General features: G+C 71.9%; 16 protein-coding genes. 9 read left to right on the top strand and 7 right to left on the bottom strand.

Annotated features, from left to right (window positions below; all coding sequences use genetic code 11):
- Window positions 1-174 precede the first annotated feature (174 nt).
- Both ACFYX0_RS02670 and ACFYX0_RS02665 read right to left on the bottom strand, forming a co-directional pair.
- Window positions 175-663, bottom strand: coding sequence for a PaaI family thioesterase (locus ACFYX0_RS02670; protein WP_388965545.1), 489 nt, complete (start codon window positions 661-663; stop codon window positions 175-177).
- A 54-nt stretch (window positions 664-717) separates the two neighbouring features.
- Window positions 718-2997 (bottom strand): FdhF/YdeP family oxidoreductase, encoded by a 2280-nt coding sequence (locus ACFYX0_RS02665; protein ID WP_388965541.1) that lies wholly within the window; start codon window positions 2995-2997, stop codon window positions 718-720.
- Between the two features lie 190 nt (window positions 2998-3187).
- Here ACFYX0_RS02665 and polA point away from each other — a divergent pair, with 190 nt between their 5' ends.
- The gene (gene polA, locus ACFYX0_RS02660) at window positions 3188-5914 is read left to right on the top strand and encodes a DNA polymerase I (RefSeq protein WP_388965538.1); all 2727 of its coding nucleotides are present in this window, start codon (window positions 3188-3190) and stop codon (window positions 5912-5914) included.
- A 77-nt stretch (window positions 5915-5991) separates the two neighbouring features.
- Here polA and ACFYX0_RS02655 read toward each other — a convergent pair whose 3' ends face one another.
- Window positions 5992-6846 (bottom strand): DUF4184 family protein, encoded by an 855-nt coding sequence (locus ACFYX0_RS02655; RefSeq protein ID WP_388965536.1) that lies wholly within the window; start codon window positions 6844-6846, stop codon window positions 5992-5994.
- 266 nt (window positions 6847-7112) lie between these two features.
- Between ACFYX0_RS02655 and ACFYX0_RS02650 the strand changes: the two genes are divergently transcribed.
- The 3 genes from ACFYX0_RS02650 (at window position 7113) to ACFYX0_RS02640 (ending at window position 10198) form a co-directional block, all read left to right on the top strand.
- Window positions 7113-8870, top strand: coding sequence for a lytic transglycosylase (locus tag ACFYX0_RS02650; RefSeq protein WP_388965534.1), 1758 nt, complete (start codon window positions 7113-7115; stop codon window positions 8868-8870).
- 145 nt (window positions 8871-9015) lie between these two features.
- Window positions 9016-9150, top strand: coding sequence for an SPW_0924 family protein (locus ACFYX0_RS02645; protein ID WP_388965531.1), 135 nt, complete (start codon window positions 9016-9018; stop codon window positions 9148-9150).
- A gap of 55 nt (window positions 9151-9205) precedes the next feature.
- Complete coding sequence (locus tag ACFYX0_RS02640; protein WP_388965528.1) at window positions 9206-10198, top strand: DUF3068 domain-containing protein; 993 nt, start codon at window positions 9206-9208, stop codon at window positions 10196-10198.
- On the opposite strand, the gene hrpB is transcribed toward ACFYX0_RS02640, so the two are convergent.
- The 3 genes from hrpB to ACFYX0_RS02625 all read right to left on the bottom strand — a co-directional run bounded on the left by hrpB (window position 10188) and on the right by ACFYX0_RS02625 (window position 14198).
- Complete coding sequence (gene hrpB / locus ACFYX0_RS02635; RefSeq protein ID WP_388965525.1) at window positions 10188-12722, bottom strand: ATP-dependent helicase HrpB; 2535 nt, start codon at window positions 12720-12722, stop codon at window positions 10188-10190. The two genes, ACFYX0_RS02640 and hrpB, sit on opposite strands and share 11 nt — an antisense overlap.
- Window positions 12723-12825: 103 nt before the next feature.
- A complete protein-coding gene (locus ACFYX0_RS02630) occupies window positions 12826-13161 on the bottom strand; it encodes a hypothetical protein (protein WP_388965523.1) in 336 nt (111 codons plus the stop codon).
- A 176-nt stretch (window positions 13162-13337) separates the two neighbouring features.
- Window positions 13338-14198, bottom strand: a complete 861-nt coding sequence (locus tag ACFYX0_RS02625; RefSeq protein ID WP_388965520.1) for a class I SAM-dependent methyltransferase — start codon at window positions 14196-14198, stop codon at window positions 13338-13340.
- 344 nt (window positions 14199-14542) lie between these two features.
- On the opposite strand from ACFYX0_RS02625, the gene rpsA reads away from it, so the two are divergent.
- From rpsA to ACFYX0_RS02605, 4 genes are all read left to right on the top strand, one after another.
- Window positions 14543-16033, top strand: coding sequence for a 30S ribosomal protein S1 (rpsA, locus tag ACFYX0_RS02620; protein WP_310775576.1), 1491 nt, complete (start codon window positions 14543-14545; stop codon window positions 16031-16033).
- 285 nt (window positions 16034-16318) lie between these two features.
- On the top strand, window positions 16319-17257 hold the full coding sequence (locus tag ACFYX0_RS02615; protein ID WP_388965517.1) for a PAC2 family protein: 939 nt from the start codon (window positions 16319-16321) through the stop codon (window positions 17255-17257).
- A 52-nt stretch (window positions 17258-17309) separates the two neighbouring features.
- Window positions 17310-17918 carry a dephospho-CoA kinase gene (gene coaE, locus ACFYX0_RS02610; protein ID WP_388965514.1) on the top strand — a complete coding sequence of 203 codons (609 nt, stop codon included), beginning with the start codon at window positions 17310-17312 and terminating at the stop codon, window positions 17916-17918.
- A 50-nt stretch (window positions 17919-17968) separates the two neighbouring features.
- A complete protein-coding gene (locus ACFYX0_RS02605; protein ID WP_311697067.1) occupies window positions 17969-18349 on the top strand; it encodes a tetratricopeptide repeat protein in 381 nt (126 codons plus the stop codon).
- A gap of 92 nt (window positions 18350-18441) precedes the next feature.
- On the opposite strand, the gene ACFYX0_RS02600 is transcribed toward ACFYX0_RS02605, so the two are convergent.
- Window positions 18442-18714, bottom strand: coding sequence for a DUF6343 family protein (locus ACFYX0_RS02600; protein ID WP_355903680.1), 273 nt, complete (start codon window positions 18712-18714; stop codon window positions 18442-18444).
- Window positions 18715-18823: 109 nt separating this feature from the next.
- On the opposite strand from ACFYX0_RS02600, the gene ACFYX0_RS02595 reads away from it, so the two are divergent.
- The gene (locus tag ACFYX0_RS02595; RefSeq protein ID WP_388965921.1) at window positions 18824-19810 is read left to right on the top strand and encodes an acyltransferase domain-containing protein; all 987 of its coding nucleotides are present in this window, start codon (window positions 18824-18826) and stop codon (window positions 19808-19810) included.
- The last annotated feature ends 48 nt before the right edge of the window (window positions 19811-19858 follow it).

Below are 19858 nucleotides of genomic sequence, written 5' to 3'. Positions count from 1 at the left end.
CGTCGGGCCGGCGAAGCCCATGCGCGCGCGGGCGGCCGTCGTCGCATCCTTCAACAGGGCCTGCCCGAGCCGCAGTCCACGCACCGTCAGCCCCCGCCTGGGGGCTCTGCCCGTCGCCATGCCATGAAGCTAAGGCGCCGGTGCCCCGGGATCAACGGCAGTGCGGACGCCGGTTCAGCCCGCGTGCGGGATGTTGTCCCCGTCGCCCCGCCGCACATCGCGCAGCAGGCAGGTCAGCCGGGCCGTGCACACCCGCTTGCCGTCCTCGTCGCTGATCACGATCTCGTACGTCGCCGTCGAGCGGCCCCGGTGGACGGGGGTGGCGACGCCGGTGACCAGACCGGAGCGCACCCCCCGGTGGTGGGTGCAGTTCAGGTCGACGCCTACGGCGATCTTGGAGCTGCCGCCGTGGAGCATGGAGCCGACCGAACCGAGGGTCTCGGCGAGCACGGCGGAGGCGCCCCCGTGGAGCAGCCCGTACGGCTGGGTGTTGCCCTCCACGGGCATCGTGCCGACGACCCGCTCCGGTGAGGCCTCGGTGATCTGGACGCCCATACGGGTGCCGAGGTGTCCGGCGGAGAAGAGGGCGGGCAGGTCGACGCCGAGCGCGGCGTACTCGTCGACGATCTCTTGCGGGAACTTCACTGTGTGCTGCTCGCCCATGGGACATGGCTCCGTTCGTCGGGGTCGGTCACTCGCCTCCGGCTGAGCAAACGCTCAGTCGGCCGCCGATTGTTCCAGGCGCACCACGACGGACTTGCTCGCGGGGGTGTTACTGGTGTCGGCCGTGGCGTCCAGCGGGACCAGGACGTTCGTCTCCGGGTAGTAGGCGGCCGCGCAGCCGCGGGCCGTCGGGTAGTGGACGACGCGGAAGCCCGGGGCGCGCCGCTCGACGCCGTCCTTCCACTCGCTCACCAGGTCGACGTACGACCCGTCGGCCGCACCCAGGGCCCGGGCGTCCTCCGGGTTCACCAGCACCACCCGGCGGCCGCCCGTGATGCCCCGGTAGCGGTCGTCGAGGCCGTAGATCGTGGTGTTGTACTGGTCGTGCGAGCGCAGGGTCTGGAGCAGCAGCCGGCCCTCGGGCAGGCTCGGGTACTCCACGGCGGCCGCCGTGAAGTTGGCCTTGCCGGTGGCGGTGGGGAAGCGGCGCTCGTCGCGCGGCGCGTGGGGGAGCGTGAAGCCTCCGGGGCGGGCCACGCGCGCGTTGAAGTCCTCGAAGCCGGGGATCACGCGGGCGATGCGGTCGCGGACGGTCGCGTAGTCCTTCTCGAACTCCTCCCACGGCACCACGCTGCCGTCGCCGAGCACGCGGCGCGCCAGGCGGCACACGATGGCCGGCTCCGACAGCAGGTGCGGGCTCGCGGGGTCCAGCCGGCCCCGGGAGGCGTGCACCATGCCCATGGAGTCCTCGACGGTCACGAACTGCTCGCCGCTGCCCTGGAGATCACGCTCGGTGCGGCCCAGGGTGGGCAGGATCAGGGCACGCGCGCCGGTGACCGTGTGCGAGCGGTTCAGCTTGGTCGACACGTGCACGGTGAGCCGGGCCCGGCGCATGGCCGCCTCGGTCACCTCGGTGTCGGGCGACGCGGACACGAAGTTGCCGCCCATCGCGAAGAAGACCTTCGCCTCGCCGTCACGCAGCGCGCGGATGGCCCGCACGACGTCGTAGCCGTGCTCGCGCGGCGGGGTGAACCCGAACTCCTTCTCCAGGGCAGCCAGGAAGGCGGGCGCGGGCCGCTCGAAGATGCCCATCGTGCGGTCGCCCTGCACGTTCGAGTGGCCGCGCACCGGGCACACGCCCGCGCCCGGGCGGCCGATGTTGCCGCGCAGCAGCAGGAAGTTCACGACCTCGCGGATGGTGGGCACGGAGTGCTTGTGCTGGGTGAGGCCCATGGCCCAGCAGACGATGGTGCGCTGCGAGGCGAGGACCATCCGCAGGGCCTGCTCGATCTCGGCGCGGGTGAGACCGGTCGCGGTGAGCGTCTCGTCCCAGTCGGCGGCGCGCGCGGCCTCGGCGAACTCCTCGAAGCCGTGGGTGTGCTCGCGGACGAACTCCTCGTCGACCGCGCCCTCGGTCCGGAGGATCAGTTGGTTGAGGAGGCGGAAGAGGGCCTGGTCGCCGCCGATGCGGATCTGCAGGAACAGGTCGGTCAGGGCGGCGCCCTTGAGCATGCCCTGGGGGGTCTGCGGGTTCTTGAAGCGCTCCAGGCCCGCCTCGGGCAGCGGGTTGACGCTGATGATCTTCGCCCCGTTGGCCTTGGCCTTCTCCAGGGCCGACAGCATGCGCGGGTGGTTGGTGCCGGGGTTCTGCCCGGCGACGATGATCAGGTCCGCCTGGTAGAGGTCCTCCAGCAGAACGCTGCCCTTGCCGATGCCGATCGTCTCGGAGAGCGCGGAGCCGGACGACTCGTGGCACATGTTGGAGCAGTCGGGCAGGTTGTTGGTGCCCAGCTCGCGGGCGAAGAGCTGGTAGAGGAACGCGGCCTCGTTGCTGGTGCGGCCGGAGGTGTAGAAGACGGCCTCGTCGGGGGAGCCCAGCGCGGCGATCTCCTCGGCGACGATGTCGAAGGCGCGCTCCCAGGTGACCGGCTCGTATCGGTCGGCGCCCTCGGGGAGGTACATGGGGTGCGTGAGGCGCCCCTGCTGTCCCAGCCAGTAGCCGCTGCGGGCGGCGAGGTCGGCCACGGAGTGCGCGACGAAGAACTCCGGGGTGACCCGGCGCAGGGTGGCCTCCTCCGCGACCGCCTTCGCGCCGTTCTCACAGAACTCCGCGGTGTGCCGGTGGTCGGGCTCCGGCCAGGCGCAGCCCGGGCAGTCGAAGCCGTTCTTCTGGTTGACACGGAGCAGGGTGAGCGCGGTGCGGCGCACTCCCATCTGCTGCTGGGCGATGCGCAGGGTGTGTCCGATGGCGGGCAGTCCCGCCGCCGCGTGCTTCGGCTCGGCGACCTGCGGTGCGTCCTGAACCGGGTCACCTGTGGGCGGCTTGCTGGCCATCGCGGTCCTCCCCTTCGCGTCCACCTGTGAGGTACGTCTCCGATCCTCGCACGCGCCGCCGACGAGGACTGCGCCCGGTCGCGGAGAGGGCGGCGGCCCCGAGGTGTGGAGGGGGAGGCGGCTTCGGGGCGCGGAGGGCGGCGGGCCGGGGCGGGCCCGAGTGTCGGTGGAGCGTGGCAGGATCGGGGACGTGGCAGAAACAGCATCGAAGAAGACCGAGAAGACCTCCGGCGGCGGCCGTCCCCGGCTGATGCTCATGGACGGGCACTCGCTGGCCTACCGCGCGTTCTTCGCGCTGCCCGCGGAGAACTTCACGACCGCGACGGGCCAGCCGACGAACGCGATCTACGGCTTCGCGTCGATGCTGGCGAACACGCTGCGCGACGAGGCGCCCACGCACTTCGCCGTGGCGTTCGACGTCTCCCGCAAGACCTGGCGCTCCGAGGAGTTCACGGAGTACAAGGCGAACCGGTCGAAGACCCCGGACGAGTTCAAGGGCCAGGTCGAGCTGATCGGCGAGCTGCTGGACGCGATGCGGGCCCCCCGTTTCGCGATCGAGGGGTTCGAGGCGGACGACGTGATCGCCACGCTCGCCACCCAGGCCGAGGCCGAGGGCTTCGAGGTGCTGATCGTCACCGGCGACCGTGACTCCTTCCAGCTGGTCACCGAGCACACGACGGTGCTGTATCCGACGAAGGGTGTCTCGGAGCTGACCCGGTTCACCCCGGAGAAGGTTTTCGAGAAGTACGGACTGACGCCCGCGCAGTACCCGGACTTCGCGGCGCTGCGCGGCGACCCGTCGGACAACCTGCCGGGCATCCCGGGCGTCGGCGAGAAGACGGCCGCGAAGTGGATCAACCAGTTCGGCTCGTTCGCCGAGCTGGTGGCGCGCGTCGACGAGGTCAAGGGCAAGGCCGGGCAGAACCTGCGCGACCACCTGGAGTCGGTGAAGCTGAACCGCCGGCTCACGGAGCTGGAGCGGCAGGTGGAGCTGCCGAAGACGGTCCTCGACCTGGAGCGGGCCGCGTACGACCGCAAGACCGTCACGATGGTCCTGGACACCCTGGAGATCAGGAGCCCCTCGCTGCGCGAGCGGCTCTTCGCCGTCGACCCCGGGGCCGAGGAGGCCGAGACGACGCCGGTCGCGGCGGCCGGTGTGGAGCTGGACGGCGCGGTGCTCGGCGCGGGCGAGCTGAAGCCGTGGCTCGCCGCGCATGGTGACCAGCTCCTCGGCCTGGCGACCGTCGACTCATGGGGACTGGGCGCGGGCTCGGTGGCGGAGATCGCGCTCGCCGCGGCCGACGGGACGGCGGCCTGGTTCGACCCGACGGCGCTGGACGAGGCGGACGAGAAGGCGTTCACGCAGTGGCTCGCCGACCCGGCCCGGCCCAAGGTGCTGCACAACGCCAAGGGGGCGATGCGGGTCTTCCCCGAGCACGGCTGGTCCCTGGCGGGCGTGGCCATGGACACGGCGCTCGCCGCGTACCTGGTGAAGCCGGGTCGCCGTTCGTTCGCGCTGGACGCGCTGTCGCTGGAGTACCTCGGCCGGGAGCTGGCGCCTGCGGCCACGGCGGACGGCCAGCTCGCGTTCGGTGCCGACGAGGGTGCCGAGGCCGACGCGCTGATGATCCAGGCCCGCGCGATCCTCGACCTCGGCCAGGCGTTCGAGGAGAAGCTCGGCGAGGTCGGCGCGGCGGACCTGCTGGGCGACATGGAGCTGCCCGTCTCCGCGCTGCTCGCCCGTATGGAGCGGCACGGCATCGCGGCGGACCGCACGCATCTGGAGGCCATGGAGCAGCTGTTCGCGGCCGCCGCTCAGCAGGCGGTGAAGGAGGCGCACGCGGCGGCGGGGCACGAGTTCAACCTGGGCTCGCCCAAGCAGCTCCAGGAGGTCCTCTTCGGCGAGCTGGGTCTGCCCAAGACCAAGAAGACGAAGACGGGCTACACGACGGACGCGGACGCCCTCGCATGGCTCGCCACCCAGACCGACAACGAACTTCCGGTGATCATGCTGCGTCACCGCGAGCAGGCGAAGCTGCGGGTGACCGTCGAGGGTCTCATCAAGACGATCGCGGCGGACGGCCGGATCCACACGACGTTCAACCAGACGGTCGCGGCGACCGGCCGGCTGTCGTCGACGGAGCCGAACCTGCAGAACATCCCGGTGCGCACGGACGAGGGCAGGGCGATCCGCCGCGGCTTCGTGGTGGGCGACGGGTTCGAGTCCCTGATGACGGCGGACTACAGCCAGATCGAGCTGCGGGTGATGGCGCATCTGTCGGAGGACGAGGGTCTGATCCAGGCCTTCACCTCCGGTGAGGACCTGCACACCACGGTGGCCTCTCAGGTGTTCGGGGTGGCCCGGGACGCGGTCGACGCGGAGATGCGGCGCAAGATCAAGGCCATGTCGTACGGCCTGGCCTACGGTCTGTCGGCCTTCGGTCTGTCCCAGCAGCTGAACATCGAGGCGGCGGAGGCCCGGGCCCTGATGGACACGTACTTCGAGCGCTTCGGAGGAGTGCGGGACTATCTGCGCCGGGTCGTGGACGAGGCCCGGGCCACCGGCTACACCGAGACGCTCTTCGGCCGCCGTCGCTATCTCCCGGACCTGAACAGCGACAACCGTCAGCGCCGGGAGATGGCCGAACGCATGGCGCTGAACGCCCCGATCCAGGGCACGGCGGCGGACATCGTCAAGATCGCCATGCTGAACGTGGACCGGGCCCTGGACGAGGCGGGCCTCGCCTCCCGCATGCTCCTCCAGGTGCACGACGAGATCGTGCTGGAGATCGCTCCCGGCGAGCGCCGGAAGGCGGAGGAACTGGTCCGCCGCGAGATGGCGGGCGCGGTTCAGCTGAGGGCGCCGCTGGATGTGTCGGTGGGTGACGGAGCGGACTGGGAGTCGGCGGCGCACTAGCCCGCCGGACACCCGCGCCCCCGTCCCCGGCAGCCATGGCCCCGTTCCGCGTCGGCGGTCGGGGCCGGCGGCCGGGATCAGGGGGCGGTGGGCCGGCCTCGTTCCGGCCGGGGGGCCGACGGGTCGGCGGGGGCCGGGCGCAACGCCCTGACCCCCGCGACATACACCGCCAGCCCGATGGCGAGCCCGGCGCCCGCCCCGAAGCACACCGGGGGGATCATGTCCCACGGTTTCGCGGTCGCCCCCCAGTACGCCCACCACTGGGACGCCCGCTGCACCGCGCCCACCGCCGCGCAGCCCCCGATCACCGCACCCGCCAGCCAGCGGTCGGCCCAGGACAGCACCGGCACCCCCGACGCCGCGGCCGGGCGCGCCGGCATCCGTCGGAGCAGGACCGGCACGAACAGCGCGATCACCACCAACGCCACCACGGAGCTGCCGTACTGCAGATACGTGTACAGCGGCGTTCCCCCGGCCGGCCTCAGCAGCACCGGGAACAAACGGGTCCCCCACCGGTCGAGATGCGTGAACGCGTCCCAGACGACATGGGTCAGCGCGCCCAGCGCCGCGGACACGTACCACTGGACGAGCAGCCCGAACGAGACCTTGCGGCGCGGTGTGCCACAGCGCACCAGGGCGGCCACCCTCCCCTGTGCCGCCGCCGGCAGCAGCGCCACCACCGGCTCCCGCAGCACCAGCCATGCCCCCATCAGCGCCCACGCGATGAGCACGTCAACCGTGAACACCCCGGCGATGGAGTGGGTGACGGCACCGAAGTCCATCGCTCCGGACACCACGCTCGCCGCGAAATAGGTCATGTCGGGCGCGAACGAACCCGCGACGAGGACCGAGGGCACCAGTCGTCCGCGCCCGGATCCGTCCCCGCGCACGGCGGGCAGTACCGCCGCGGCATGGCTGAGGGTGAACGGCACGTCGGCTCCCTCGGCAGGCATTGACCGGGCACAACCACCCGGCGATCACAGACGTCCAGTATGAGGGACACAAGAAACGGGTGAGGTGAGCTCCCGATTCCTGTTTTCCAACCCAAGGGCACATGACCAACTGGTGAAAACCGGGCGCCAACGGGTGCCGAGGCGGCGGAAGTTGTCGTAGGGTCACTTGGTCGCTGTGCTGGGGGACACGGTCGCACAAACAGACAGACCACTACATAAGGTCGTCGACAGGAGGGGTTCACTCGATGGCGGCGCATATCGGCAGGCGGCTGCGCAAGGGGGCGGCCAGCACGGCTTTGGCCGCGGCCGCGGTCGCGGCTCTGGCCGCGTCCCAAGCTCCGGGAGTGACCATCGACGACCAGGGCAGACAGACCACCGGCGCGCAGGCAACCCCCGAGACGGACAGCACCGCCCTCGACGGCGGTGACGGCACCGCCACCGGCAACGGCGGCTACTACACCGACCTCCCGCCGCTCAACAGCCCCACCGCGTCCCCCGGTCCGACCGCCGGTCCCACGCCCGGCGGCCCCGTCGGCGCGGCGGAGGCCGGAATACCGGCCACCGTCCTGGACGCCTACAAGAAGGCGGCCGCGGAGCTCCGGCAGTCCAAGCCGGGCTGCAATCTGCCCTGGCAGCTGCTCGCCGCCATCGGCCAGGTCGAGTCGGGCCAGGCCCGCGGCGGCGATGTCGACGCGAACGGCACGACGAACTCGAAGATCCTCGGCCCGCTCCTGGACGGCAACGGCTTCGCGAACATCAAGGACACCGACCACGGTGCCTACGACGGCGACGCCACCTACGACCGCGCCGTCGGCCCCATGCAGTTCATCCCGTCCACCTGGGCATGGGCGGGCCGCGACGGCAACGGCGACGGGGTCAAGGACCCCAACAACGTCTACGACGCCGCCCTCGCCGCCGGTCACTACCTCTGCCGTTCCGACCGTGACCTGTCGGTCCAGGCCGACATGAACGAGGCGATCCTCGGCTACAACGCCTCGCAGGACTATCTGAACACCGTTCTGTCCTGGTACGAGTACTACCTCAAGGGCACCCACTCGGTCCCGGACGGCACGGGCACGGTGCCCAGGCACCGCAGCGACTCCGGCGCGAACCACGACCCGAAGCCGGGGAGCACCGAGAACTCCGGCACCCACAAGCCGGGCCGCCCGGACAAGCCCGGCCGCCCCCAGAAGCCCGGGGGCCCGACCACTTCGCCCTCGGACCCGTCGACGCCGGGCAAGCCCTCGTCCAAGCCGCCCACCGCGAGCGACACGGTGGACCATCTGGCGGACGCCGTCACCGGCACGCTCTCGGCCAGGACGGGCGACACGTTCGACCGGAAGATCGCGCTGACGGCCGTGACCAAGGCGGGCAAGGCGGTGCCGAAGGTCCGCGTGAGGTTCACCATCGAGGCCGGTACGGACGCCACCTTCACGGGCGGCGAGACCGTGGCGACCGTCATCACCGACGCATCGGGCAAGGCCACCGCACCGGCGCTCGTGGCCGGCCAGAAGACCGGCGACTTCAAGGTCCGTGCCCTTCTCGTGGGCCGCACGGTGGCCACCGAGTACACGGCCACTGTCACCGAACGCCAGGCCGACACCCTCGCCCGCACCAGCGACACCGCGCTGACCTGCACCCCGGGAGGCGAGTTCGCGGACCAGGTCGAGGTGAAGGCCACGTACAAGGGTGCCGTCGCCGACGGTGTCGCCGCTACCGCGACCCTCGTCAAGTCGGCCGACGACCCGACCGAGAACGACAAGGGCCCCTACTTCAAGGACGCCGACGGCAAGACCGTACGCACCCTCACGGGTCTGCAGACGGACGCCAAGGGCCTGCTGAAGCTCCCGAAGCTGTACGCCGACGACGCCACCGGCACGTTCCTGCTCCGCATCACCACCGCGGGCGGCGCGACCCTCACGGTCGAGCTGAACGTAGCGCAGGCCTCGCCGTCGCCCAGCCCGAGTTCCTCGGACAGCCCGTCGCCCAGCCCCAGCGCGTAGCGCCGCACCGGTCCGCGTACGACGGCGGCGCCCTTCCTTCATGGAGGGGCGCCGCCGCCTTCTTGCAGCACGTGTTCTCATCTGGCGCGCCCGTTGCTACGGTGCCGGACCTGATGGGTTGTCAGCTCTGCCCGGGGAGGCCCGTATGCGCGCCCTCGTCGCCGCCGCGATCGGTCTCGCCGCGGCGCTCGCCGTGGTGTTCGCGCTGTCGGCCCTGGGCCCGCCGTCCGGCAGCACGTCCCCGAAACCGCTGCTGACGACCGTCCCCAGCCATCCGTGACGGACGAGCAGGCGGCCCCGGACGCCCGCACCGTACACACAGGGAGGACGCCGAGATGCGACGCAAGGCCGGTCTGATCCTGCTCGCCCTCGCCGTGTTCTTCACGGCGCTGTCGCCCCTGCTGCGCTGGTACGTCTTCCCGCGCCTGGCCAAGGTCCCCGCGAACCAGTACCAGACCATGGTCCTCCAGGCGAAGAACGCCACCCTCCTCGACTACTCCACCATGACCCCCCGCACGGTCCCCGAGGTCACCGTCGTGCAGACCCTCAAGGGCAACGTGGAGGCCGCGCGGACGGTCCGGCGGACGACGGGCCGGGACGTGGTGGTCTGGGACGGCCTGTCCTACGCCCAGGGCCCCGACGGGCAGATGGTCTCCCGCATCCCCGAGCGCTACATCTTCGACGCCCACAGCCAGCAACCCGTCCACGCCGCCGGCGAGATGGTCGACCAGGACCCCGTCCGGCGCGACGGCATCGAGTTCAAGTGGCCGTTCCTCACCCAGAAGAGGGACTACGAGTACTTCGACGCCCAGGCGCGCGTCACCGCTCCCATCCACTACAAGGGCACCCGGACCTTCCGCGGGGTGACGGTCTACTACTTCGAACAGACCATCCCCTGGACCAAGGTGCCCTTCCCCAAGGTCATGCCCGTCAAGGGCATCACCCCCGAGGGGGTCGCGAAGACCGGCACGACCCGCTGGTACACCACGGTCCGCAGGTTCTGGGTCGAACCCCTGACCGGGGCGCCGGTCTCCGGGGAGGAGATCCACAAGGAGGAACTGCGCGGCGGCGCGCTCCTCGGCGGCCGCGCCAGGGTCACGGCGTTCGCGGGCGATGTGAAGATGCGCGAGGACTACATCAGGTCGACCGTCGCGCTCGTCAAGCACAACCGCCTGCCGATCCTGCTGCTGACGTCGTATCTGCCCTGGGGCTTTCTCTCCCTGGGCCTCTGTCTGCTGGCGCTGTCGCTCTACCTGGAGGCGCGCGGCCGCCGCCCGGCCGGTCCGGCGCCCGCCGAGCCGGCCGAGCCCGAGCCGGTCACCGCCTGAGCCGCGCGTTGGTGTGCCGGGTCGGCTCCGCGGAGGCGGGGTCCTCGGGCCAGGGGTGCTTGGGGTACCGGCCGCGCAGCTCGGCGCGTACGGCCCGGTAGCCGTCCCGCCAGAAGGAGGCGAGATCGGCGGTCACGGCGACCGGCCGCCCGGCGGGGGACAGCAGATGCACCAGCACGGGCACACCGGCGATCCTGGGCGACTCCTGGAGCCCGAACATCTCCTGGAGCTTCACGGCGAGGACCGGCCGCTCCGGGTCGCCGTAGTCGACCCGGACGGCGGACCCGCTCGGGACGGTGAGCCGCTCGGGCGCCAGTTCGTCGAGCCGGGCCGCGTCCCCGGTGGACCAGGGCAGCAGCCGCGAGAGCGCCTGTCCCGCGTCGATCCGCGCGAGATCGGCGCGCCGCCGCGCACGGCTCAACTCGGGCTCCAGCCACTCCTCCACGCGCGCGTGGAGCGCGTCGTCGCGGACGTCCGGCCAGGGATCGGCCAGGTGCAGCCGCAGGAAGGCGAGCCGCTGCCGCAGCGCTTGCGCCCCCGGCGACCACCGCAGCAGACCGAACCCCTCCTCCCGCAGCCCCGCGAGCAGCGCATCCCGTACGAGGCCCGGGTCCGGGTCCCGCAGCGGCCGCACCGTCAGCTCCACGGCCCCGAGCCGCTCGACCCGACGGGCCACGACGTCCCCGTCCGCCCAGCGGACCTCCTCGCCCTCGGCATGCAGCGCGGCGGCGGCCCGCCGCGCCACGTCCTCGTCCACCACCGCGGCGAGCCCCACGCGCGCGTGGACCGCGCCGACGGGCCGGTCGGCCACGGCGACCGCCAGCCAGGGAGCACCGCGCAGTCCGGACCCGTCCGCGGGCTCGGCACGGGTGCCGTTCACCATCAGGCAGGAGCCGCCGTCGGCACGGGCGAGCCGCTCGGGGTAGGCGAGGGCCGCGGCAAGACCGGCCACCTGATCGTCCGTCGGCCTCGTCGGCCGCTCCGCGTCGCGGTGCCGGGCCCCGTCCGCCCGTACGGGGAGGCCGTCCGCCGTCGACCGCAGCCGGCGCACCTCGTCCCGCCAGCGGGCCGCGTACGCGTCGCTGCCGCGCCGGGCCGCCCGCCAGGCCGCCGCCAGATCGTCCCCGTACTCCCGCGGCGGCTCCTCGCTCAGCAGGGCGACCACCTCGGCGGCCCGGTCCGCCCCCACTTCCGGGGCCGCGTCCAGCAGGGCCCGGGCCAGCCGCGGATGCAGACCGAGCCGGGACATCCGCACACCCCGGTCCGTGGCCCGTCCCGCCGCGTCCACCGCGCCGACCGCCGTCAGCACCGACCGCGCCGCCGCCATCGCCCCGCCCGGCGGCGGATCCAGGAGCGCCAGCCCGGACGCGTCCGGATCGCCCCAGCACGCCGTCTGCAACGCGAACCCCGTCAGATCGGCGAGCCTGATCTCGGGCGCCGGGAAACGGGGCAGTCGTCCGTCCTCCGCCTCGGGCCAGCAGCGGTAGACCCGTCCCGGCGCCTCACGCCCCGCCCGGCCCGCACGCTGCCGTCCCGACGCCTGCGAGGCCCGTACCGTCGTCAGCGCGCTCAGCCCGCGCGCGTGGTCCACCCGCGGCTCCCGCGCGAGCCCGGAGTCGACGACCACCCGCACCCCCGGCACCGTCAGCGACGACTCCGCGACGGCCGTCGCCAGCACCACCCGCCGTCCGGCGCCGGGGGACAGCACCGCGTCCTGCACGGCCGCCGGAGCCCGCCCGTGGACCTGGAGCACCTCGACGTCCCCCAGGCCCCCGAGCTGTCCGGCCACCCGCGCGATCTCCCCGACCCCGGGCAGGAAGCAGAGGACGTCGCCCTCGCACTCGGCGAGCGCCCGCCGCACCACCGACGCCACATGCGTGAGCAGCGCCGGGTCTACCCGCAACCCGTGCGGCGGCCGCACCGGACGCGTGGGCGGCGCCCACACCACCTCCACGGGGTGCGACACGCCCTCCGCCTCGACGACCGGGGCCCCGCCCAGCAGCCGGGCCCAGCCCTGCGCGTCCGTCGTCGCCGAGGCCGCCACCAGCCGCAGCTCGGGCCGCAGGGCCTCGCGTACGTCGAGCAGGAAGGCGGCGACCGTGTCGGCGTCCAGATGCCGCTCGTGGCACTCGTCGAGGACGACGACGTCGACGCCCGAGAGTTCCTGGTCCCGCTGCAGCCGCTGCAGCAGCACACCGGTCGTGACGACCTCCACGCGCGTGTGGCGCCCCGTCACCCGCTCCCCGCGCACGGTGTAGCCGACGCTGTGGCCGGGCTGCTCACCGAGCAGCCACGCCATCCGCCGGGCCGCGGCCCGCGCGGCGATCCGGCGCGGTTCGGCGACCACCACACGGCGGGCCGGGCCGCCGCCGACGAGCCCGGCGAGGGCCAGCGGCACGAGGGTCGTCTTGCCGGTACCGGGCGGCGCGCACAGCACCGCGACCCCGTGCTCGTCGAGCGCGTTCCCGAGGGCGGGCACGGCCGAGCGGACAGGAAGGCGGTCGAGGGCGTCGTGGCGGATCACCGCACCAGTGTTCCAGGAGGCCCGGGCACGGTGTCGGGGGAGAAGCCCGCACGGTGTCAGGGACACGGCGGCAGCGTCACAGGAGGGATGTCAGGGACAGACGTCACGGGAGAAAGGCGTGGTGGCAGCGACGGCAGAACTGCTTCCGGTGCCAGTCGGCCCGTAGCCGCGCCGCCTGGGCCACCTTGTCGCGCAGCGACACCAGCCAGACGCCCCCGCCGGCCACCCCGACGAACCCCAGCCACGCCTCGGAGACGAGGAGGGCGCAGCCCAGGGTGAGCAGCCCGAGCGGCTCGCTCCAGCGCTCGTCGTGGAGCGCGGGGCGCGCGAGGTGCGGCGCCCCGGCCCGCTGGCCGGCCGACAGCGCCCTCCAGTGCGCGCTGAGCTTCGTGGTCCTGTCGCTGCGCCCGCAGACCGGGCAGACGTGACAGACGTGCATGCGCGTACCCCCCACCGCGTGGCACCGCTGACCGCAGCCCTGAGGGCGACGACTTGTCGACTCATCGTTTGTGCCCGGCCGGTACGGCGGGCACACGCGGACGGCGGCCCGCACCGCTGATTGACCGGAACCCTCCGGAACCGCCCCGCCCCCGTGCCCGCGCTCGCCCCGCTCCGTCAGTCCCGCTCGCACACGAAGATCGCCGTGCCCGGGATCAGACCGCCGCGCAGCGGCGACCAGCCGCCCCACTCCGAGGTGTTCCAGGCGGGCCACTCGGGCTCGACCAGATCGACCAGCCGGAAGCCGGAGGACGCGATATCCCGCACCCGGTCACCGAGCGTTCGGTGGTGCTCCACGTAGACCGCCTGCCCCTCCTCGTCCTGCTCGACGTACGGCGTGCGGTCGAAGTAGGAGGCAGACACCGACAGCCCCTCGGGGCCCGGCTCGTCCGGGAACGCCCAGCGGATCGGGTGCGTCGCCGAGAAGACGAAGCGGCCCCCGGGACGCAGCACCCGGTGCACCTCGCGCAGGACCAGGACCGGGTCCGCGACGAACGGCAGCGCGCCGTACGCGGAGCACGCGAGGTCGAAGGAGCCGTCCCGGAAGGGCAGCACGCCCGCGTCGGCCTGGACCAGGGGGAAGGTCCCGCCGATGCGCAGGGCGTGCTGGAGCTGGCGGTGGGAGAGGTCCAGGGCCACCGGACGGGCGCCCTGCGCGGCCAGCCAGCGGGAGCACTGGGCGGCGCCGGCGCCGATCTCCAGGACGTCCTTGCCCTTGAGGTCCTCCTGCGGGCCGAGGAGCTCGGCCTCGACCTCGTCGAGCCCCTCCGGGCCCCAGACGAAGCGGTCGTCGCCGAGGAACGTCCCGTGCTCGATCTGGTACTCGTCCGCGTTCCGGTCCCACCAGCCCCGGTTGGCCCGGGAACTCTCCGTGACACCCGCCGTACGTCGGGTGGCTTCCGGGTCGGACTGCTCGGGCTCTTGGATGATCGGCTCCCTCGTCGTACTCTTCCGTCCATCCCGCTTCGGCGGAGTCACGGAAGAGGTGTCTCAGGCCTGCGCGGCCTCGTGGCGTGTCCGGTATACGGGTGGTGTCGCACGCCGCCTTGTGCCTGGAATGCGGCGATCCGCCCCGGGTGTGCGTCTTCGCGCATTGACCCTGTCCGGCTGCCCCCGTATGCTACAAGTTGCGCTGCGGGCCTGCGCACCTCAGACGTAGCAGGCTGCGCTCGCATCTGTTGTATGTCCCCTCGGTTCTCGAGGCGTCATCACCAGTGATTGGTGGGGCGCTTCCTTGGCTGTCCGGCTTCTGCAGAGCGAAACAGGCTCCCGGCGTAAGCAGTACCTACGACTTCAATGTCCGTACCGGAGCCCTTTCCCACATGACGAGCAGCACCGAGACCACCGCCACCACCCCGCAGGTAGCGGTCAACGACATCGGTAACGAGGAAGCCTTCCTCGCCGCGATCGACGAGACGATCAAGTACTTCAACGACGGCGACATCGTCGACGGCGTCATCGTGAAGGTCGACCGGGACGAGGTCCTGCTCGACATCGGTTACAAGACCGAAGGTGTCATCCCGAGCCGCGAGCTCTCGATCAAGCACGACGTCGACCCCAACGAGGTCGTCGCCGTCGGTGACGAGATCGAGGCCCTGGTCCTCCAGAAGGAGGACAAGGAAGGCCGCCTGATCCTCTCGAAGAAGCGCGCCCAGTACGAGCGTGCCTGGGGCACCATCGAGAAGATCAAGGAAGAGGACGGCATCGTCACCGGTACCGTCATCGAGGTCGTCAAGGGTGGTCTCATCCTCGACATCGGCCTCCGTGGCTTCCTCCCGGCCTCCCTGGTCGAGATGCGCCGCGTCCGCGACCTTCAGCCGTACGTCGGCAAGGAGCTCGAGGCCAAGATCATCGAGCTGGACAAGAACCGCAACAACGTGGTCCTGTCCCGCCGTGCCTGGCTGGAGCAGACCCAGTCCGAGGTCCGCCAGACGTTCCTCACGACCCTCCAGAAGGGTCAGGTCCGCTCCGGTGTGGTCTCCTCGATCGTCAACTTCGGTGCCTTCGTGGACCTGGGTGGCGTCGACGGTCTGGTCCACGTCTCCGAGCTGTCCTGGAAGCACATCGACCACCCGTCCGAGGTTGTCGAGGTCGGCCAGGAGGTCACCGTCGAGGTTCTCGACGTCGACATGGACCGCGAGCGCGTCTCCCTGTCGCTGAAGGCGACCCAGGAAGACCCGTGGCAGCAGTTCGCCCGCACCCACCAGATCGGCCAGGTCGTGCCCGGTAAGGTCACGAAGCTGGTTCCGTTCGGTGCGTTCGTCCGCGTGGACGAGGGCATCGAGGGTCTGGTCCACATCTCCGAGCTGGCCGAGCGCCACGTGGAGATCCCGGAGCAGGTCGTCCAGGTCAACGACGAGATCTTCGTCAAGGTCATCGACATCGACCTCGAGCGCCGCCGCATCAGCCTCTCGCTGAAGCAGGCCAACGAGTCCTTCGGTGCCGACCCGGCCTCGGTCGAGTTCGACCCGACCCTGTACGGCATGGCCGCGTCCTACGACGACCAGGGCAACTACATCTACCCCGAGGGCTTCGACCCCGAGACCAACGACTGGCTCGAGGGCTACGAGAAGCAGCGCGAGGAGTGGGAGCGCCAGTACGCCGAGGCGCAGCAGCGCTTCGAGCAGCACCAGCAGCAGGTCATCAAGTCCCGCGAGGCCGACGCTGCCGCTGCCGCCGAGGGTGGCGAGGCCGCCGCTCCGGCCGCGACCGGCGGTTCGTACTCCTCCGAGGGTGGCGACACCTCCGGCGCCCTGGCGTCGGACGAGGCGCTGGCTGCCCTGCGCGAGAAGCTGGCCGGCGGCCAGAGCTGAGCGCACGTCGCTAGGCACTAGCCACTGACTGAAGGCCCGTCCCCTCTGGGGGCGGGCCTTCAGTGCGTCTCAGCGTGCCTCCGGTGTGTCCCCAGTGCTCCTCCCCCAGGGCAGTGGCCGGCCCTCCACGCATGCGTAACACACCTCGTCGCGACCTCGTACAGACCCGCGCCCCGAGGCCACCGCCCCAACCGGCAGGAGAGGCAGGCGGAAGGGCGCGGTCCGGGAATGCCCACGTCCTGGAGCGCGTTGTGCCGGAAAGAACACGAGGAGGAGCGGTCCACAGTGCTTGATCCGCAGGGTTTGTACGCATGGGAGCCGAAGGGGCTCGCCGTGGTCGACATGGCGCTCGCCCAGGAGTCGGCGGGCCTGGTGATGCTCTACCACTTCGACGGATACATCGACGCGGGCGAGACCGGCGACCAGATCGTCGACCGGCTCCTCGACTCACTGCCGCACCAGGTCGTGGCCCGCTTCGACCACGACCGGCTCGTGGACTACCGCGCGCGCCGTCCGCTGCTCACCTTCAAGCGGGACCGATGGACGGACTACGAGGTCCCGTCCATCGAGGTGCGCCTCGTCCAGGACGCCACCGGAGCGCCCTTCCTGCTGCTGGCCGGCCCCGAACCGGACGTGGAGTGGGAGCGGTTCGCCGCGGCCGTCGGACAGATCGTGGAGCGGCTGGGGGTGCGCCTGGCCGTCAACTTCCACGGCATCCCCATGGGCGTGCCGCACACCCGCCCGGTGGGGCTCACCCCGCACGGCAACCGCACCGATCTGGTGCCGGGCCACCGCAGCCCCTTCGACGAGGCGCAGGTCCCCGGCAGCGCCGAGTCCCTGGTCGAGTACCGGCTCATGGAGGCCGGACACGACGTTCTGGGCGTGGCCGCGCATGTCCCGCACTACATCGCCCGCTCCCCGTACCCGGACGCCGCGCTGACCGTGCTGGAGGCCATCACGGCCGCGACCGGCCTCGTCCTCCCCGGGATCGCGCACGCGCTGCGCACGGACGCGCACCGCACCCAGACGGAGATCGAACTTCAGATCCAGGAGGGCGACGAGGAACTGGTCGCTCTCGTCCAGGGCCTCGAGCACCAGTACGACGCCGCCGCGGGCGCCGAGACGCGCGGCAACATGCTCGCGGAGCCCGTCGAGATCCCGTCCGCGGACGAGATCGGACAGGAATTCGAGCGCTTCCTGGCGGAGCGCGAGGGCGAGGGCTGAACGCCCGGGCCTGCCACGGAGGCTGTCAGTGGCAGGCCGTAGGCTTCCGGTCATGCTGAAGGTGGGCCTGACCGGCGGTATCGGCGCCGGCAAGAGCGAGGTGTCGCGGCTGCTCGTGGAGTGCGGGGCCGTGCTGATCGACGCGGACCGCATCGCGCGCGAGGTCGTCGCGCCCGGCACCGCCGGGCTCGCGTCGATCGTCGAGGCCTTCGGGGAGGGCGTCCTCACGCCGGACGGCAGCCTGGACCGCCCGAGACTGGGCTCCCTCGTCTTCTCCGATCCCGAGAAGCTCGCTGTCCTCAACTCGATCGTGCACCCGCTGGTCGGCGCCCGCTCCCGTGAGCTGGAGACCGCCGCGCCCGAGGACGCCGTGGTCGTCCACGACGTGCCCCTCCTCACGGAGAACGGACTGGCCCCGCTCTACGACCTGGTGGTCGTCGTCGACGCGAGCCCCGCCACCCAGCTCGACCGGCTCGTCCGTCTGCGCGGCATGACGGAGGAGGACGCACGGGCGCGGATGGCCGCCCAGGCGCCGCGCCAGAAGCGTCTGGAGATCGCGGACATCGTCATCGACAACGACGTCCCCCTGGAGGAGCTGCGACACCAGGTGGGGCAGGTATGGGCGGATCTCGTGCGCAGGGCCGGACGTTCGCCGGAATAGCGATCGCCGCGGGGAGCGTTGAATCGCTCCAGTGAGGGAAGGACTCAGCCGTGCCCGAGATCAGCGATCCGACCGGACGTACTCCGGAGACCCATGTGATCGACTTCCGTGCTGCCGAGCAGTTGCTCGCCGCACGGGATCCGAGGGGCGCGGTCAAGCTGCTGGACGGCGTGATCGCCGCGCACCCCGAGAACACGGCCGCCCGGCTGCTGCGCGCCCGGGCCTTCTTCGCCGCCGCGCAACTGCGTCCTGCCGAGCTGGAGTTCAGCATCGTGCTGGAGCGTGAGCCGGACAACGCGTTCGCGCACTTCGCGCTGGCCCGCACCTATGAGCGCCAGGCGCGGCCCGAGGAGGCGAAGCGGCACTTCCGGCTGGCGGCCGCGCTGGACCCGAACCCGCAGTATCTGAAGGCGGCGGGTTTCGACTCGTAGCGCCGATGCGGCGGGCTCAGGGACGTGGTCCGGATACGGCGGGCTTGGGCTTCGTCTGAATCCGGACGGCGCTGGTGCGCGACGGCCGGCCGTCACCAGCGGCGTCGGTCCGGCGGCGGATACGGCGGGACGTCGCGGCCCGGCTGCCAGTGGGGCCCCTGCCGGATGTGCCGCACGATCATCGTCAGGTCCGCGCTGATCACCAGCCACAGCACGCCGCAGGCCGCCGCCCAGCCCGGTCGCCCCACGAGGGCGAAGATGACCGTTCCGAAGGTCGCCCAGGCCAGGCCCCAGACGCTCAGCCAGAAGCGCATCCGCAGTGCACTGCGTGCCGTCGCCGGTTCACTGCCTGTACGCATCGACATCACCCACTCCTGACCCGACACGTACCCTTCGTGGTGCATGTTCACCATGGAACGGCGACCAGAATCCGGCGGCGCGGGGGCGCGGCCGGGGTCACCCGGGGAGGCGATGGTGCTGCTGGACGCGGTGCGGGCGGACGCGAGGCTCGCCGAGTGGATGAAGGACCTGGAGCGTGAGGACGGCGCGTGGGTGACGGTCGTCCTGCCCGATGCGGACGAGCTGCCCGACGTCCTGCTCGACCTGGCCGTACCCCACGAGGACATCAACGAAGTGGTCGCGCTGCGCGTCCGGCTCGCGCGGGATGCCGAGGCGATGACGCTGCTGGCGCGGTGTGTCACCCGCTTCGTGCGGGACATGGGAGAGATCGGGAAAGCCTGTGAGCCGCCTTCGTTCCCGGACTCGGCCGGCGCGCTCGGGCGGTTCTTCCATCTCTACGTCTTCGTCGCCTCGCTTCCGTATGTGCGCGCCTACCACCGGGAGCGCGGTGTTCCGGAGGCGGTGACCCGCCGTACGCTCGCGGATCTCGGACGCCAGGTCGCGGTCCACCGAAGACGACGTGGCACCGGGGGACTGCTGTTCCCGTGGTGGCCGGCCCTGCACTTCCACGGGGAGCTGTTCCAGTTGGGGCGGCTGCAGTTCCAGCGTGGACGGCTCGGCGAGCGCACGGGCCGGGCCGTCGCGGCGGCGGGCCATGGGCTGGGGCCCGGCGATCCATGCCTGGAACTGCACATCCCCGACTTCCGGGGCCCGCTGTCATCGTCCGCCTGCGAGCGGTCCCTGACCTCGGCACGGGAGTTCTTCGCGCGCCACTACCCGGACGAACGCCATGAGATCGCCGTGTGCCACTCGTGGCTGCTGGATCCGCAGCTCAAGCGGTACCTGCCCGCCGACTCCAACATCATCCGTTTCCAGGACCGCTTCGAGCTCGCGTACGAGGAGGCGACCCCCGACGACGGGGTGCCGATCGGGTTCGTCTTCGGCGATCCCGATCTGCCGGTGGAAAGCCTGCCGCGGCGCTCCGGCGTCGAGCGGGCGGTGGCGGACCACCTGCGCGGGGGCGGGCACTGGTACACGGGGCACGGCTGGTTCGCCCTGTGAGCCGAGCGGGGCGGACCGGCGGACCGTTCGGGAGCGACAAGGCCCCGG

This window comes from Streptomyces sp. NPDC002573, assembly GCF_042889625.1.
Lineage (GTDB): Bacteria > Actinomycetota > Actinomycetes > Streptomycetales > Streptomycetaceae > Streptomyces > Streptomyces gibsoniae.
This window is presented reverse-complemented; position numbering and strand designations above follow the sequence as displayed.